Origin of the sequence: Ideonella azotifigens, assembly GCF_021043325.1 — a bacterium.
GTDB lineage: Bacteria > Pseudomonadota > Gammaproteobacteria > Burkholderiales > Burkholderiaceae_C > Ideonella > Ideonella azotifigens.
Genome location: NZ_JAJNKD010000001.1, coordinates 880,147 through 893,248, shown reverse-complemented (window position 1 = coordinate 893,248; position 13,102 = coordinate 880,147). Strand labels below are relative to the sequence as shown.

The following is a 13,102-nucleotide window of genomic DNA, read 5'->3' as shown; positions in this document are numbered from 1 at the left end:
GGGCCGCTTCCTTTCACAGCCCCTGGATACACACCATGCACCGCTGTGTGACGACGCGCCGCTTGCTGGCGCGCGCCCTGCTGGCCGCCGCGCCGGCCCTGCTCGCCTTTTCCGCCCTGGCCACGCTCAGTGCGCCGGCAGCCGCCTGGCAAGCCCGCAATTTCCCCGCCACGGCCCTGCGCGGCGTGCTGGTGGTCACCGCCCCGCCGGAAGCCACGCTGAACGGCCAGGCCACGCGGCTGGCTCCCGGCGCCCGCATCCACGGCGCGGACAACCTGCTGCAGATGTCCGGTGCCCTCGTGGGCCAGAAGCTGGTCGTCAACTTCACGCTGGACGCGATGGGCCAGCCGCTGGAAATCTGGGTGCTGCGCGACGACGAAGCCAAGGTAAGCCCGTGGCCGCGCACGCTGGGGCAGGCGCAGAGCTGGAGTTTCGACGCTGCTGCGCAGACCTGGACGAAACCATGAACGCTGTCACTACCGCCAATGTCGTGCGGGCCGAGCGCCGGGCCGCTCCCAAGCCGGCCCGCGTCCCCTCGGGGGACCGGTCGCAGTACCCTGCGGACGAGGGGTTGTCATGACGAAGAAGGTTTTCATCAGAACCTTCGGCTGCCAGATGAACGAGTACGACTCGGACAAGATGGCCGACGTGCTGCGCGCCGCCGACGGTTACGAGCCGACGCAGGACGTCGAAGAGGCCGATCTGGTGCTGTTCAACACCTGCTCGATCCGCGAGAAGGCGGCCGAAAAGGTGTTCTCCGACCTGGGCCGCGTGAAGCACCTGAAGGAGAAAGGCGTGCTGATCGGCGTGGGCGGCTGCGTGGCCAGCCAGGAAGGCGCGGCCATCATTGACCGCGCGCCGTATGTGGACCTGGTGTTCGGCCCGCAGACGCTGCACCGGCTGCCGCAGATGATTGCCCAGCAAAAGGCGCAGAAGCGCTCGCAGGTCGACATCAGCTTCCCCGAGATCGAGAAGTTCGACCACCTGCCGCCGGCACGGGTCGACGGCGCGACCGCCTTTGTCTCCATCATGGAAGGCTGCTCGAAGTACTGCACCTACTGCGTGGTGCCCTACACCCGCGGCGAGGAAGTCTCGCGGCCGTTCGAGGACGTGCTGACCGAGATCGCCGGGCTGGCGGACCAGGGCGTCAAGGAAGTGACGCTGCTGGGCCAGAACGTCAACGGTTACCGCGGCACCATGGGCGGCACCAGCGAGATCGCCGACTTCGCGCTGCTGCTGGAATACGTGGGCGAGATCCCCGGCATAGCGCGCATCCGCTACACCACCAGCCACCCGAACGAGTTCAGCCAGCGGCTGATCGACGTCTACGCCAAGGTGCCGCAGTTGGTGAACCACCTGCACCTGCCGGTGCAGCATGGCTCGGACCGCATCCTCTCTGCGATGAAGCGCGGCTACACCTCGCTGGAATACAAGAGCGTGATCCGCCGGCTGCGCCTGGTGCGGCCGGACATCCAGCTGTCGACCGACTTCATCGTCGGCTTCCCCGGCGAAACCGAGGAAGACCATGCCAAGTCGATGAAGCTGATTGACGACATCGGTTTCGACGCTTCATTCAGCTTCATCTTCAGCGCCCGCCCCGGCACCCCGGCTGCGGCGCTGCACGACGACACCCCGCACGAAGTGAAGCTGGCCCGGCTGCAGGCGCTGCAGGCCAGGCTGGAAGACAACGTGCGCCGCTACAGTTTGGCAATGCAGGACACCGTACAGCGCATCCTCGTCGAAGGCCGCTCGCGCAAGAGCGCGGCCGAACTGATGGGCCGCACCGAGTGCAACCGCATCGTCAACTTCCCCGGCACGCCACGCTTGATCGGCCAGCTGATCGACGTGCGCATCACGCAGGCGATGCCGCACTCGCTGCGCGCCGAGGTGGTGACGCAGGACAGCGTGACGGCCTGAGCGGCTGTCGCTGGGGAGTGGTTCAATGGGGGCGGACCCAGCCGCGCCACCACAGTGCCAGCGCGGTGGCGGCGACCAGCATCGCATAGGTCGCCATGCGGCCATCCCGACCGAACAGCACCAGGCCAAACAGCAGCACCAGGGCGCCTGCGCCCATGGTCCAGAGCGCCAGCCGGGCAAACGGCACCCGCCTGAGCGGCCGGTGCCACATCAGCTTGGCCAGCCCGGTGGCGATCAGCCCCACGCCCAGCGCGGGACCGAAGAAATTCAGCAAGTGCCAGATGGCATCCAGAGGGCCCATGGTGACGACGTCCTGCTTTGATTCCCGTCAATTGCGCCACAGCGTCAGCAACCGACCGTATGCTGAGGGCAAGGTAAGGATTTTATAATTCGGTCATGAGTGTATTTGCGCTCGGCTTGAACCATCACACGGCCCCGCTGGATTTGCGGGGCCGATTTGCGTTCGCGCCCGAGCAGCTGACACCCGCGCTGCAGGCGCTGCGCGACCAGTTGCAGCGCTCCGCGCCGGAAACGGCGATCCTGTCGACCTGCAACCGCACTGAAATCTATGTGGCCAGCGGGCCCGAGCGCGCCCGCGAACTGGTACGCCCGGCGCTGGACTGGCTGGCCCGCCAAGGTGGCGTGGCCGAGCAGCATTTGCAGCAGCACACCTATGTGCTGGAAAACCGAGAAGCGGCCCGGCATGCCTTCCGCGTGGCCTCCGGGCTGGACTCGATGGTGCTGGGCGAGCCGCAGATCCTCGGCCAGATGAAGCAGGCGGTGCGCGGCGCCGACGAAGCCGGCACGCTGGGCACCACGCTGCACCAGCTGTTCCAGCGCTCGTTTTCGGTCGCCAAGGAAGTGCGCACTTCCACCGAAATTGGCACGCATTCGATCAGCATGGCCGCAGCCACGGTGCGCCTGGCCTCGCAGCTGTTCGAGGACCTGCAGAAGATCAAGGTGCTGTTTGTCGGCGCTGGCGAAATGATCGAGCTGGTGGCCACCCATTTCTCGGCCAAGGAGCCGCAGATGATGGCGGTGGCCAACCGCACGCTGGAGCGCGGCGAGAAACTGGCCACCCGCTTCGGCGCGCAGGCCATGCGCCTGGCCGACCTGCCGGCGCGGCTGCATGAATTCGACGCGGTGATCTCCTGCACCGCCAGCTCGCTGCCCATCATCGGGCTGGGCGCGGTGGAGCGGGCACTGAAGGCGCGCCGCCGCCGGCCGATGTTCATGGTGGACCTGGCCGTGCCGCGCGACATCGAACCCGAAGTGGCGCGGCTGTCAGACGTGTATCTCTACACCGTGGACGACCTGACCGCCGCGGTGCAGACCGCCAGCCAGAAGCGGCTGGCTGCCGTCGAGCAGGCCGAGGCCATCATCGATGCCGGCGTGCAGAGCTTTGCCCATTGGCTGGACCAGCGCGCCAGCGTGCCACTGATCCAGGCGCTGAACCGCCAGGCCGACGACTGGCGCGCGGCGGAAATTGGCCGTGCCCGCAAGCTGCTGGCCCGTGGCACCGATGTGGACACGGTGCTGGAAGCGCTGAGCCGCGGCCTGACCCAGAAGATGCTGCATGGCGCGCTGGCCGAGCTGCATGGCAGCGAAGGCGAACAGCGCCACCAGACGGCCGAGATGGTCTCGCGCCTGTTCCTGAGACAGGCGGCGCGCGGCCCTTCGGACGGCGACGACAACGGGCGCTAGCGGCGCTCGCCGCGTGACGGCCGAACCTTCGGCCTGCCTGCTGGCATCACCGCCAGCCCCCCGCTTCTCCGCACGGCGCCTCGCCGTCGCCCTGCTGCCGGCCCCGCGCCGCCTCCCCACATGAACCCCTCGCTGCGCCAGCAATTGCAACGCCTCGCGATGCGCCTGAGCGAACTCGACGCGCTGCTCGCCGACCCGCAGGTCACCGCGGACATGAAGCGCTACCGCACGCTGTCGCGCGAGCAGTCGGACGCGGCGAGCGTCGTCGGCCTGTTCCGCCGTTTCGAGCAGCGCGAGGCCGACCAGGCCGGCGCGCAGGAGCTGCTGGCCGAGGCTGACAAGGCGGGCGACAGCGAGATGGCCGCGATGGCGCGCGAAGAGGCCGCCACAGCCGCAGCCGACCAGGCCGCACTGCTGGCCGAGCTTCAAACCGCCCTGCTGCCCAAGGACCCGGACGACGACCGCAACGCGTTTGTCGAAATCCGCGCCGGCACCGGCGGCGAAGAGTCGGCCCTGTTCGCGGCCGACCTGGCGCGCATGTACCTGCGATACGCCGAGGCGCAGGGCTGGCGCAGCGAGCTGATGAGCGAAAGCCGCTCGGACCTGGGCGGCTACAAAGAAGTGGTGATCCGGCTCGAAGGCCCGCAGGTCTATGCGCGCATGAAGTTCGAGTCCGGCGGCCACCGGGTGCAGCGCGTGCCGGCGACCGAAACCCAGGGCCGCATCCACACCAGCGCCTGCACCGTGGCCGTGATGCCAGAGCCGGACGAAGCGGCCGAGGTGACGCTGAACCCGGCCGACCTGCGCATCGACACCTTTCGTGCCAGCGGCGCCGGTGGCCAGCACATCAACAAGACCGACAGCGCGATCCGCGTGACGCACATTCCCACCGGGCTGGTTGCCGAATGCCAGGACGACCGCTCGCAGCACCGCAACAAGGCCAAGGCGCTGGCCGTGCTGCAGGCCCGGCTGCAGGACAAGGAGCGCAGCGAGCGCGACGCCAAGGAAGCCGCCACGCGCAAGGCGCTGGTCGGCTCCGGCGACCGCTCCGACCGCATCCGCACCTACAACTTCCCGCAGGGCCGGTTGACGGACCATCGCATCAACCTGACGCTGTACAAGCTGGGCGCGGTGATGGAGGGCGAGTTGGGCGACGTGACCCAGGCGCTGCAGGTGGCGCGGGCGCAGCAGCAGATGGCGGCGCTGGAGACCGGCGCGTGAGCACCACCGTCACGCAAGCCCTGGCCACGGCCCGCGCTGCCGGCGTGGACCGGCTGGACGCGCAACTGCTGCTGGGCCACGTGCTGCAGAAAGACCGCGGCTGGCTGGTGGCCCATGATCAGGACGAGCTGCCGCCCGACGCGCTGGCCGGCTTCCAGGCCTTGTGGCAGCGCAGCGCCGCCGGCGAGCCGACCGCCTACCTGCTGGGCGAGCGGGAGTTCCATGGCCTGACGCTGCAGGTGAGCCCCGCGGTGCTGGTGCCGCGGCCGGACACTGAAACCCTGGTCGACTGGGCGCTCGAACTGCTTGCCGGCGAGCTGGCAGACCGCCCGGTGCCACAGGTCGTCGACCTGGGCACCGGCAGCGGCGCGATTGCGCTGGCGGTCAAGCACCGCTGGCCGGCGGCGGCGCTGACCGCGCTGGACGCCAGCGAGGCGGCGCTGGCGGTGGCGAGCGCCAATGCCCAGCGGCTGGGCCTGGCCGTTCGCCTGCTGCACAGCAACTGGTGGCAGGCCGTCGCCGGCAGCACCTTCGACCTGGCGCTGAGCAACCCCCCCTACATTGCCGGCGACGACCCGCACCTCGCTGCCTTGCAACACGAGCCACGCAGCGCGCTGACGCCAGAAGGCGACGGGCTGGCGGCGATCCGCTCGCTGGTGGCTGACGCGCCGCCGCAGCTTCGCCCCGGCGCGTGGCTGCTGATCGAGCACGGCTGGGACCAGGCCGAGGCGGTACAGGCGCTGCTGCAAGGCGCCGGTTTTGCCCAGATCCAGACGCGGCACGACCTGGCCGGCCACGGCCGCTGCACCGGCGGTCGGCGGCCAGCCACCGGTCAGCCAGCTGGCACGCCATAGCGTGGTGCAGTCCGCACAACAGCGGCAAAACCCGCCTTTTTTCGGGCATTGAATATAGGCAAAGGAGTAGCATCTTTTGCATTGGGACGCGCAGATCCGGAAGCCACCGGGCGAGGCGCGACAACACCACCGGGGGCCGTATGCACACCGTCGACAGCCGCTTTTCCGCGCGCCAGACATTTCGCCATGCCTTGCTGGCCGGCGTGATGGGCGCAGCCACGCTGGCCGCATCGGCGGCGTCGGCGGCGTCGGCCGCGACCGTGGGCGACGGATTGCGCCTGAACGGCGACAGCGCTGCCTGGCCGCAGTGGCAAACCCGGCTGTCCATTGGCGCCCAGCCGCTGGGCCCGGCACCCAACATGCTCGACAGCCGCCTGTCGCTGGGCGCCAGCCTGGCGGGCGACCGTTATTTCGACATTGGCCGCATTGGTGACGGCGGCGGCCTGCGGGCCACTGGTGCCTTGCTGTTCGGCTCGCCTTCGGTGGCCTTGGGAGCGCCCGGCGCCTACGGTTCAGGCAGCCTGCTGATGAGCCGCGCCACATTCGGCGGCAGCAGCCAAGCCAGCGAAAGCGCGTTGGACACCACCGCCACGCCCTACCTGGGCATGGGCTACACGGCCTGGTGGGCCCGCTCCGGCCTCGGCCTGAGCGCCGACCTGGGCTTGCTGGCCACCCGCAATGCAGGTGGCTCGCGCCGCTTGCTGTCCGGCAACCCCAACAGCGGGCTGGACGACCCCAGCAGGCCCTACCAGCTGGCGCCGGTGCTGCAGGTTCAGCTGTCCTACTCGTTCTGAACTTTCTGCTGCCATTCGGCCACGGGCCGGAACCCCGGCCCGCACGCGCGATCACACCACGCAGGCACCGGCGTGGATGGTTGCCTTTTACCAGGGCGCCACGTCAGGCCATCGCCAGCCTGTGCTGCGCCTGCCTGCCGGCTTGTCGTATAAAGCTGGATGGTGGCATCGACCCTATTCCCGCCCCGACATTCGCCCCCGATATTTCCCGAAAGCACAGCCATGAGCGACGTTCAGCAACGCATCGACCAACTCGTCAAGAACCACAAGGTGGTCTTGTTCATGAAGGGCACGGCCCAGTTCCCGATGTGCGGCTTCTCCGGCCGCGCCATCCAGATCCTGAAAGCCTGCGGCGCGGGTGACCTGACGACGGTCAACGTGCTGGAGGACGACGCGATCCGCCAGGGCATCAAGGATTACGCCAACTGGCCAACGATTCCGCAGCTGTACGTGAACGGCGAATTCGTCGGCGGCTCGGACATCATGATGGAGATGTACCAGTCCGGCGAACTGCAGCCGATGATCGAAGCCGCGTGACGCTGGCCGAGCCGGCCGCCACGGTGGTCCCGCGCATCGTCGTGGGCATCACCGGCGCTTCGGGCGCGATCTACGGCGTGCGGCTGCTGCAGCGATTGCGCACGCTGGGTGCACGCACGCACCTGGTCGTGACCTCGGCCGGTGTGCTGAACGCGCACCACGAGCTGGACCTGGACCGAAACGCCCTGGAAGCCCTGGCGGACGAGGCGCATCCGCTGGGCGACATCGGTGCCTGCATTGCCAGCGGCAGCCACCCGGTGGACGCGATGGTGATTGCGCCCTGCTCGATGAGGACGCTGGCTTCCGTGGCCCACGGTTTTGGCGACAACCTGCTGACCCGCGCGGCCGACGTGACGCTGAAGGAACGCCGCCGGCTGCTGCTGATGGTGCGCGAAACGCCGTTCAACCTGGCCCACTTGCGCAACATGACGGCAGTGACCGAAATGGGCGCCATCGTGTTCCCACCGCTGCCGGCGTTCTACCACCGGCCACAGTCGATCGCGGAAATGGTGGACGACACGGTGGAGCGGGTGATCGCGCTGCTCGGCGTTGGCAATGCCACGCCCAGGAACTGGAACGGCCTCTGAACCTGGGCCGGAGCTCAGGTGACGACCCACTGCTTGCGGGCGCCGAACACCATGTTCGGATACTCGGGCTGGCCACGGCTGCCGTTGTAGCGGCCCAGCGCGAGGAACAGGTCGCCCTGCTCGCGGTCCAGGTAGTGGCGCAGGATGACGCAGCCAAAGCGCAGGTTGGTCTGCATGTGGAACAGGCGCGAAGCGTCACCGTCGCCGATCAGCCGGGACCAGAAAGGCATGACCTGCATGTAGCCGCGCGCGCCGGCCACGCTGATGGCGTACTTGCGAAAGCCGCTTTCCACCTGCACCAGACCCAGCACCAGAGAAGGCTCCAGCCCAGCCCGCTTGGCCTCGTACCAGATGGTTTCGAGGAACTCGATGCGCGTCTGGTCCTCGGACTTGCGCTTCTTCAGCCGGTCGCTGTTGGTGCCCAGCCAGCGCAGGTAGACCAGGCGGTCATCGAAGTTGGCAAAGCTGGGCTTGGGCGGCGCCTTGTTGGCAATGGCAGACGACAGCGCGCTGCGCACCGAGTCGATCAGCGGTTCCTCGGCTTGTTTGCCAGCCCAGGCCGGTGCGGCCCAGGGCGCGAGCAACGCAGCACCACCGGCTGCCAGGCAGGCCCGCCGGCTGACGGACCGCCCTGCCCCAACAGCGCTCATGCCGACAGGCGCGCCTTCACGACGGCACCCACTTCGGCCACGGCGATTTTCTGCGCCTCGGCCTCGCGCCGGCCCTGCATTTCGAGCAGGCCTTCCTTGAGCCCGCGATCTGACAGCACCACGCGCAAGGGCACACCAATCAGCTCCCAGTCGGCGAACATCGCGCCGGGGCGCTCGCCGCGGTCGTCCAGCAGCACGTCGATGCCGGCGGCGGCCAGTTCGTCGTGCAGCGCGTCGGCCGCGACCTTCACGTCGGCCGAGCGGTCATACCCGATGGGGCAGAGCACGACCTGGAACGGCGCGATGCTGATCGGCCAGATGATGCCGCGGGCATCGTGGTTCTGCTCGATGGCCGCGCCGAGGATGCGGGTCACGCCAATGCCGTAGCAGCCCATCTGCATCAGCTGCGGCTTGCCGGTTTCGTCCAGGTAGTTGGCGTTCATCGCCTTGGAATACTTGGTGCCAAGGAAGAATACGTGGCCAACCTCGATGCCGCGCTGGATTGCCAGCACGCCCTTGCCGTCCGGCGAAGGATCACCTTCGACGACGTTGCGGATGTCGACCACAGCGTCCGGCTCGGGCAGGTCGCGGCCCCAGTTGACGCCGGTGAGGTGGAAGTCGGGTTCGTTGGCACCGCAGACGAAGTCGGCCATGTTGGCCACCGTGCGGTCGGCAATCACTTTGACCGGCTTCCTCAGTCCGACAGGCCCCAGGTAACCGGGCTTGCAGCCGAAGTGTTCCTCGATCTCGGCCAGGGTCGCGAAGCGGAAACCGCCTTTCAGGCCCTCGACCTTGCCGGCCTTGACTTCGTTCATGTCATGGTCACCGCGCAGCAGCAGCAGCCAGACCGTGGTCTTCTTGACGTCGCCGTGCTCGTCCAGTTCGTCGGTCGCCAGCACCAGTGACTTGACGGTCTGCGCCAGTGGCAAGCCCAGCAGCGCGGCCACGTCGGCACAGGTACTCTTGCCAGGCGTGGACGTCTTGGCCATGACGGCACCTGCGGCAGCGCGCACGGACAGCAAAGCCACGCCTTCGGCCAGTTCGATGTTGGCGGCGTAGTCGCTGGTCGGGCAGTAGACGATGGCATCTTCGCCGGTCTCGGCAATCACCTGGAATTCGTGCGACAGGTCGCCGCCGATGGCGCCCGTGTCGGCCGCAACGGCGCGGTATTCGAGGCCAAAGCGGTCGAAGATGCGCTTGTAGGCGGCGAACATGGCTTCGTAGCTCCTGGTCGCGCCGGCTTCGTCACGGTCGAAGGAATACGCGTCCTTCATCGTGAACTCGCGGCCACGCATCACGCCAAAGCGCGGCCGGCGCTCGTCGCGGAATTTCGTCTGGATGTGATAGAAATTCCTGGGCAACTGCTTGTAGCTGCGCAGTTCCTGGCGGGCGATGTCGGTCACCACCTCTTCGGAGGTCGGCTGGATGATGAAGTCGCGGTCATGCCGGTCCTTCACCCGCATCAGTTCCGGGCCCATCTTGTCGAAGCGGCCGGTCTCCTGCCACAGCTCGGCCGGCTGCACCACAGGCATCAGCAATTCAACCGCGCCAGCACGGTTCATCTCTTCGCGAATGATGCCCTCGACCTTGCGGATCACCCGCAGGCCCATGGGCATGTAGTTGTAGATGCCGGCGCCGAGGCGCTTGATCATGCCAGCGCGCATCATCAGCTGATGGCTCACGACTTCGGCGTCTGCAGGAGCCTCTTTGAGGGTGGAGATGAAGAACTGGGAGGCTTTCATGGGCGCGACGTTACAGCCTGCAGAGGCGCCCGGCGCAAGCTCCGGGTTAGCGAGAGCCTGGGCGGGGAGCCCCGTGGGTGCTATATTGATTTCAGTTCAAAATTTGGGGTTCGATTATGCTCGACCGGGAAGGCTACAGGCCCAACGTCGGCATCATCCTGCTCAACGCCCGCAACCAGGTGTTTTGGGGCAAGCGGCTGCGCACCCACTCCTGGCAGTTCCCGCAAGGGGGCATCAAGTATGGCGAGTCGCCTGAGCAGGCGATGTTCCGCGAGTTGCACGAGGAAGTCGGTTTGCTTCCCGATCACGTGGAAATTCTGGCGCGCACCCGCGATTGGCTGCGCTATGACGTGCCCGATCATTTCATCCGCAAGGATGCACGCGGCCACTACAAGGGGCAAAAGCAGATCTGGTTCCTGTTGCGCCTGATGGGCCGCGACAGCGACATGAACCTGCGCGCGACCAACCATCCGGAATTCGACGCCTGGCGCTGGAACGACTATTGGGTGCCGCTGGACGTGGTGATCGAATTCAAGCGCGGCGTCTACCAGATGGCGCTGACCGAACTGGCGCGCTTCATGCCGCGCATGGCCTACCAGAATCGCTACCTGCGCGGTGGCATGCGCCCGCATCGGGATGGCCGCAGGCCGCCGGACGGGGTCATGGACGAGGCCATGGGGCCTGCACTGCCGCTGATGTCGCCGCCGGGCGCGCCAGAGTAAGTCGCCCAGCCTTCAGTCACGCCGACCAGGCGGCAAGCGCTCAGCTCAGCACCAGATTGTCGCGATGGATCAGTTCGGGCTCGGCGACATAGCCGAGCAAGCCCGCGATCTGCGACGAGGGCTTGCGGGCAATCAGCCGGGCCTCGGCGCTGGAGTAGTTGGCCAGTCCACGCGCAACCTCTCCACCAGCGGAGCTGCGCACCGCAATGACATCCCCGCGGTGGAACTCGCCCTGCACCTCGACCACGCCAATGGGCAACAGGCTCTTGCCTTCCTCGCGCAGTTTGATGACCGCGCCATCGTCTATCACCACGGCGCCCCGCATCTGCAGGTGATCGGCCATCCACTGCTTGCGGGCGGCCAGCTTGGGCGTGCCTGCCAGCAAGGCGGTGCCAATGGCCTCGCCCGCCATCAGGCGCAGCAACACGTCAGGCTCACGGCCCCATGCGATCACGGTGCTGGCACCGCTGCCTGCGGCGCGCTTGGCGGCCAGCACCTTGGTGATCATGCCGCCGCGGCCGATGCTGGAACCAGCGCCGCCGGCCATGCGTTCCAGCGCCGGGTCGCCCGCCTCTGCCACGTCGATGAAACGGGCGTCCGGGTCCTTGCGCGGGTCGGCCGAGTACAGGCCCTTCTGGTCGGTCAGGATGATCAGCGCATCGGCTTCCACCAGGTTGGCGACCAGCGCGCCCAGCGTGTCGTTGTCGCCGAACTTGATCTCGTCATTGACGACGGTGTCGTTTTCGTTGATGACCGGCAGCACCTTCAGGCCCAGCAGGGTCAGCAGGGTCGAGCGGGCATTCAGGTAACGTTCGCGGTCCGCCAGGTCGGCATGCGTGAGCAGCACCTGGGCGCTGCCCATGCCGTGCTCGGAGAGCTTGCTCTCGTACATCTGCGCCAGGCCCATCTGGCCGACGGCAGCGGCAGCCTGCAACTCCGGCAGTTCCTTGGGTCGGGTCGTCCAGCCCAGGCGTTTCATGCCTTCGGCAATCGCGCCGCTGGAGACCATCACCACTTCGCAGCCCTGCGCCGCCAGGCCGGCCATCTGTCGGCACCAGTTGCCGACCGCCTCGGCATCCACGCCCCGGCCTTCGTTGGTCACCAGGCTGGAGCCAACCTTGACGACGATGCGCCGCGCGCCCAGAAGTGCTGCACTCATCGCGGGGTCACTCGTCGGCAGCGGTCGTGTCGGCAGCGGCGTCGAAACGCGGATCGGGCTCAGGCGGCGGCTTGACCTGTTCGGCGGCCACATGCTCCCAGATGGCGTGGATCAACGGCTGCAGGCCGTCACGGGCCAGCGCCGAGATCTCGAACACGGGGCCCTTCCACTTGTAGCGCTTGACGAAATCCTTCACGCGCTTGGCACGCTCGTCTTCGGGCACCATGTCCAGCTTGTTGAGCACCAGCCAGCGCGGCTTGTCGTGCAGCGCCTGGTCGTACTTGCGCAGCTCTTCGACGATGGCCTTGGCCTGCTTGACCGGATCGACCTCGTCGTCGAACGGCGCCAGGTCGACCACATGCAGCAGCAAACGCGTGCGCTGCAAGTGGCGCAGGAACAGATGACCCAGGCCGGCACCTTCGGAAGCACCTTCGATCAGGCCCGGAATGTCGGCTACCACGAAGCTCTTCTCGGGGCCGACGCGCACCACGCCCAGGTTCGGGTGCAAGGTGGTGAACGGATAGTCGGCAATCTTTGGCCTGGCGTTCGACACTGCCGTGATCAGCGTGCTCTTGCCGGCATTGGGCATGCCCAGCAGGCCCACGTCGGCCAGCACGCGCAGTTCCAGCTTGACCTTGAAGCCTTCACCCGGCCAGCCCGGCGTGTGCTGGCGCGGGGCGCGATTGGTGCTAGTCTTGTAGTGCAGGTTGCCGAAGCCGCCATCGCCACCCTTGGCCAGCAGCACCGGCTCTTCGGGGTCGATCAGCTCGGCCATCACGCGGCCGGTTTCGACGTCGGTGATGATGGTGCCGACGGGCATGCGCAGCATGATGTCGTCCGCAGCAGCGCCAAAGCAGTCTGCGCCACGGCCGGCCTCGCCATTGCGCGCTTCGTGGCGGCGGGCATAGCGGTAGTCGATCAGCGTGTTCAGGTTGCGGTCGGCCACGGCATAGACGCTGCCGCCCTTGCCGCCGTTGCCACCGTCTGGTCCACCAAAGGGGATGAATTTCTCGCGCCGAAAACTCGCGCAGCCCGCGCCGCCGTTGCCCGCGGCGATGTCGATGGTGGCTTCGTCAACGAATTTCATGGTGTTCGGATGGTATCGGAGGGCCGAAACCGGCCCGAGTGTCTTGGGTTCGCCGCCAGCGATGTCGGGCACTGTGCCCGCGCCGGCCCATCAAGACAAAAGCCCCGGCAAGCCGGGGCTTTGGACGC

At 67.5% G+C, this 13,102-nt stretch carries 14 protein-coding genes; 9 read left to right on the top strand and 5 right to left on the bottom strand.

Translation table 11 applies throughout. The features are described from left to right. The first annotated feature begins 35 nt into the window (after positions 1-35). Complete coding sequence (locus tag LRH25_RS04075; protein WP_231010211.1) at positions 36-467, top strand: hypothetical protein; 432 nt, start codon at positions 36-38, stop codon at positions 465-467. A gap of 109 nt (positions 468-576) precedes the next feature. Further along, the gene (gene miaB / locus LRH25_RS04070) at positions 577-1,917 is read left to right on the top strand and encodes a tRNA (N6-isopentenyl adenosine(37)-C2)-methylthiotransferase MiaB (protein WP_141290271.1); all 1,341 of its coding nucleotides are present in this window, start codon (positions 577-579) and stop codon (positions 1,915-1,917) included. A 22-nt stretch (positions 1,918-1,939) separates the two neighbouring features. Here the strand turns inward: miaB and LRH25_RS04065 are convergent, their stop codons facing one another. Beyond that, complete coding sequence (locus tag LRH25_RS04065) at positions 1,940-2,218, bottom strand: hypothetical protein (RefSeq protein WP_141290270.1); 279 nt, start codon at positions 2,216-2,218, stop codon at positions 1,940-1,942. 95 nt (positions 2,219-2,313) lie between these two features. On the opposite strand from LRH25_RS04065, the gene hemA reads away from it, so the two are divergent. The 6 genes from hemA (at position 2,314) to LRH25_RS04035 (ending at position 7,614) form a co-directional block, all read left to right on the top strand. Then, positions 2,314-3,621, top strand: a complete 1,308-nt coding sequence (hemA, locus tag LRH25_RS04060) for a glutamyl-tRNA reductase (RefSeq protein ID WP_141290269.1) — start codon at positions 2,314-2,316, stop codon at positions 3,619-3,621. A 120-nt stretch (positions 3,622-3,741) separates the two neighbouring features. Next, on the top strand, positions 3,742-4,842 hold the full coding sequence (gene prfA / locus LRH25_RS04055; protein ID WP_231010210.1) for a peptide chain release factor 1: 1,101 nt from the start codon (positions 3,742-3,744) through the stop codon (positions 4,840-4,842). Continuing rightward, the gene (gene prmC / locus LRH25_RS04050; RefSeq protein WP_231010209.1) at positions 4,839-5,696 is read left to right on the top strand and encodes a peptide chain release factor N(5)-glutamine methyltransferase; all 858 of its coding nucleotides are present in this window, start codon (positions 4,839-4,841) and stop codon (positions 5,694-5,696) included. Before prfA ends, prmC begins: the two co-directional genes overlap by 4 nt. 140 nt (positions 5,697-5,836) lie before the next feature. Then, complete coding sequence (locus LRH25_RS04045; RefSeq protein ID WP_141285692.1) at positions 5,837-6,490, top strand: hypothetical protein; 654 nt, start codon at positions 5,837-5,839, stop codon at positions 6,488-6,490. Positions 6,491-6,712: 222 nt separating this feature from the next. Next, complete coding sequence (gene grxD / locus LRH25_RS04040) at positions 6,713-7,027, top strand: Grx4 family monothiol glutaredoxin (protein ID WP_141285694.1); 315 nt, start codon at positions 6,713-6,715, stop codon at positions 7,025-7,027. Next, positions 7,024-7,614 (top strand): UbiX family flavin prenyltransferase, encoded by a 591-nt coding sequence (locus tag LRH25_RS04035; RefSeq protein ID WP_231010208.1) that lies wholly within the window; start codon positions 7,024-7,026, stop codon positions 7,612-7,614. Before grxD ends, LRH25_RS04035 begins: the two co-directional genes overlap by 4 nt. Positions 7,615-7,628: 14 nt before the next feature. Here the strand turns inward: LRH25_RS04035 and LRH25_RS04030 are convergent, their stop codons facing one another. Both LRH25_RS04030 and LRH25_RS04025 read right to left on the bottom strand, forming a co-directional pair. Next, positions 7,629-8,264, bottom strand: a complete 636-nt coding sequence (locus LRH25_RS04030; protein WP_141285696.1) for a lytic transglycosylase domain-containing protein — start codon at positions 8,262-8,264, stop codon at positions 7,629-7,631. Then, positions 8,261-10,006 (bottom strand): proline--tRNA ligase, encoded by a 1,746-nt coding sequence (locus tag LRH25_RS04025; RefSeq protein WP_141285698.1) that lies wholly within the window; start codon positions 10,004-10,006, stop codon positions 8,261-8,263. Before LRH25_RS04025 ends, LRH25_RS04030 begins: the two co-directional genes overlap by 4 nt. 116 nt (positions 10,007-10,122) lie before the next feature. Here LRH25_RS04025 and LRH25_RS04020 point away from each other — a divergent pair, with 116 nt between their 5' ends. Continuing rightward, the gene (locus tag LRH25_RS04020) at positions 10,123-10,728 is read left to right on the top strand and encodes an RNA pyrophosphohydrolase (RefSeq protein ID WP_141285700.1); all 606 of its coding nucleotides are present in this window, start codon (positions 10,123-10,125) and stop codon (positions 10,726-10,728) included. A 40-nt stretch (positions 10,729-10,768) separates the two neighbouring features. Here LRH25_RS04020 and proB read toward each other — a convergent pair whose 3' ends face one another. Both proB and cgtA read right to left on the bottom strand, forming a co-directional pair. Further along, positions 10,769-11,887, bottom strand: a complete 1,119-nt coding sequence (gene proB, locus LRH25_RS04015) for a glutamate 5-kinase (RefSeq protein WP_141285702.1) — start codon at positions 11,885-11,887, stop codon at positions 10,769-10,771. A gap of 7 nt (positions 11,888-11,894) precedes the next feature. Continuing rightward, positions 11,895-12,974: an Obg family GTPase CgtA gene (cgtA, locus tag LRH25_RS04010; RefSeq protein ID WP_141285704.1), complete on the bottom strand. Its 1,080-nt coding sequence runs from the start codon at positions 12,972-12,974 to the stop codon at positions 11,895-11,897. Between the last annotated feature and the right edge of the window lie 128 nt (positions 12,975-13,102).

Excerpts from the sequence above, each read along its gene's own strand:
- LRH25_RS04075 (WP_231010211.1), top strand. The coding sequence starts at position 36 with ATGCACCGCTGTGTGACGACGCGCCGCTTGCTGGCGCGCGCCCTGCTG.
- miaB (WP_141290271.1), top strand. The coding sequence starts at position 577 with ATGACGAAGAAGGTTTTCATCAGAACCTTCGGCTGCCAGATGAACGAG.
- LRH25_RS04065 (WP_141290270.1), bottom strand. The coding sequence starts at position 2,218 with ATGGGCCCTCTGGATGCCATCTGGCACTTGCTGAATTTCTTCGGTCCC.
- hemA (WP_141290269.1), top strand. The coding sequence starts at position 2,314 with ATGAGTGTATTTGCGCTCGGCTTGAACCATCACACGGCCCCGCTGGAT.
- prfA (WP_231010210.1), top strand. The coding sequence starts at position 3,742 with ATGAACCCCTCGCTGCGCCAGCAATTGCAACGCCTCGCGATGCGCCTG.
- LRH25_RS04045 (WP_141285692.1), top strand. The coding sequence starts at position 5,837 with ATGCACACCGTCGACAGCCGCTTTTCCGCGCGCCAGACATTTCGCCAT.
- grxD (WP_141285694.1), top strand. The coding sequence starts at position 6,713 with ATGAGCGACGTTCAGCAACGCATCGACCAACTCGTCAAGAACCACAAG.
- LRH25_RS04030 (WP_141285696.1), bottom strand. The coding sequence starts at position 8,264 with ATGAGCGCTGTTGGGGCAGGGCGGTCCGTCAGCCGGCGGGCCTGCCTG.
- LRH25_RS04025 (WP_141285698.1), bottom strand. The coding sequence starts at position 10,006 with ATGAAAGCCTCCCAGTTCTTCATCTCCACCCTCAAAGAGGCTCCTGCA.
- LRH25_RS04020 (WP_141285700.1), top strand. The coding sequence starts at position 10,123 with ATGCTCGACCGGGAAGGCTACAGGCCCAACGTCGGCATCATCCTGCTC.
- proB (WP_141285702.1), bottom strand. The coding sequence starts at position 11,887 with ATGAGTGCAGCACTTCTGGGCGCGCGGCGCATCGTCGTCAAGGTTGGC.
- cgtA (WP_141285704.1), bottom strand. The coding sequence starts at position 12,974 with ATGAAATTCGTTGACGAAGCCACCATCGACATCGCCGCGGGCAACGGC.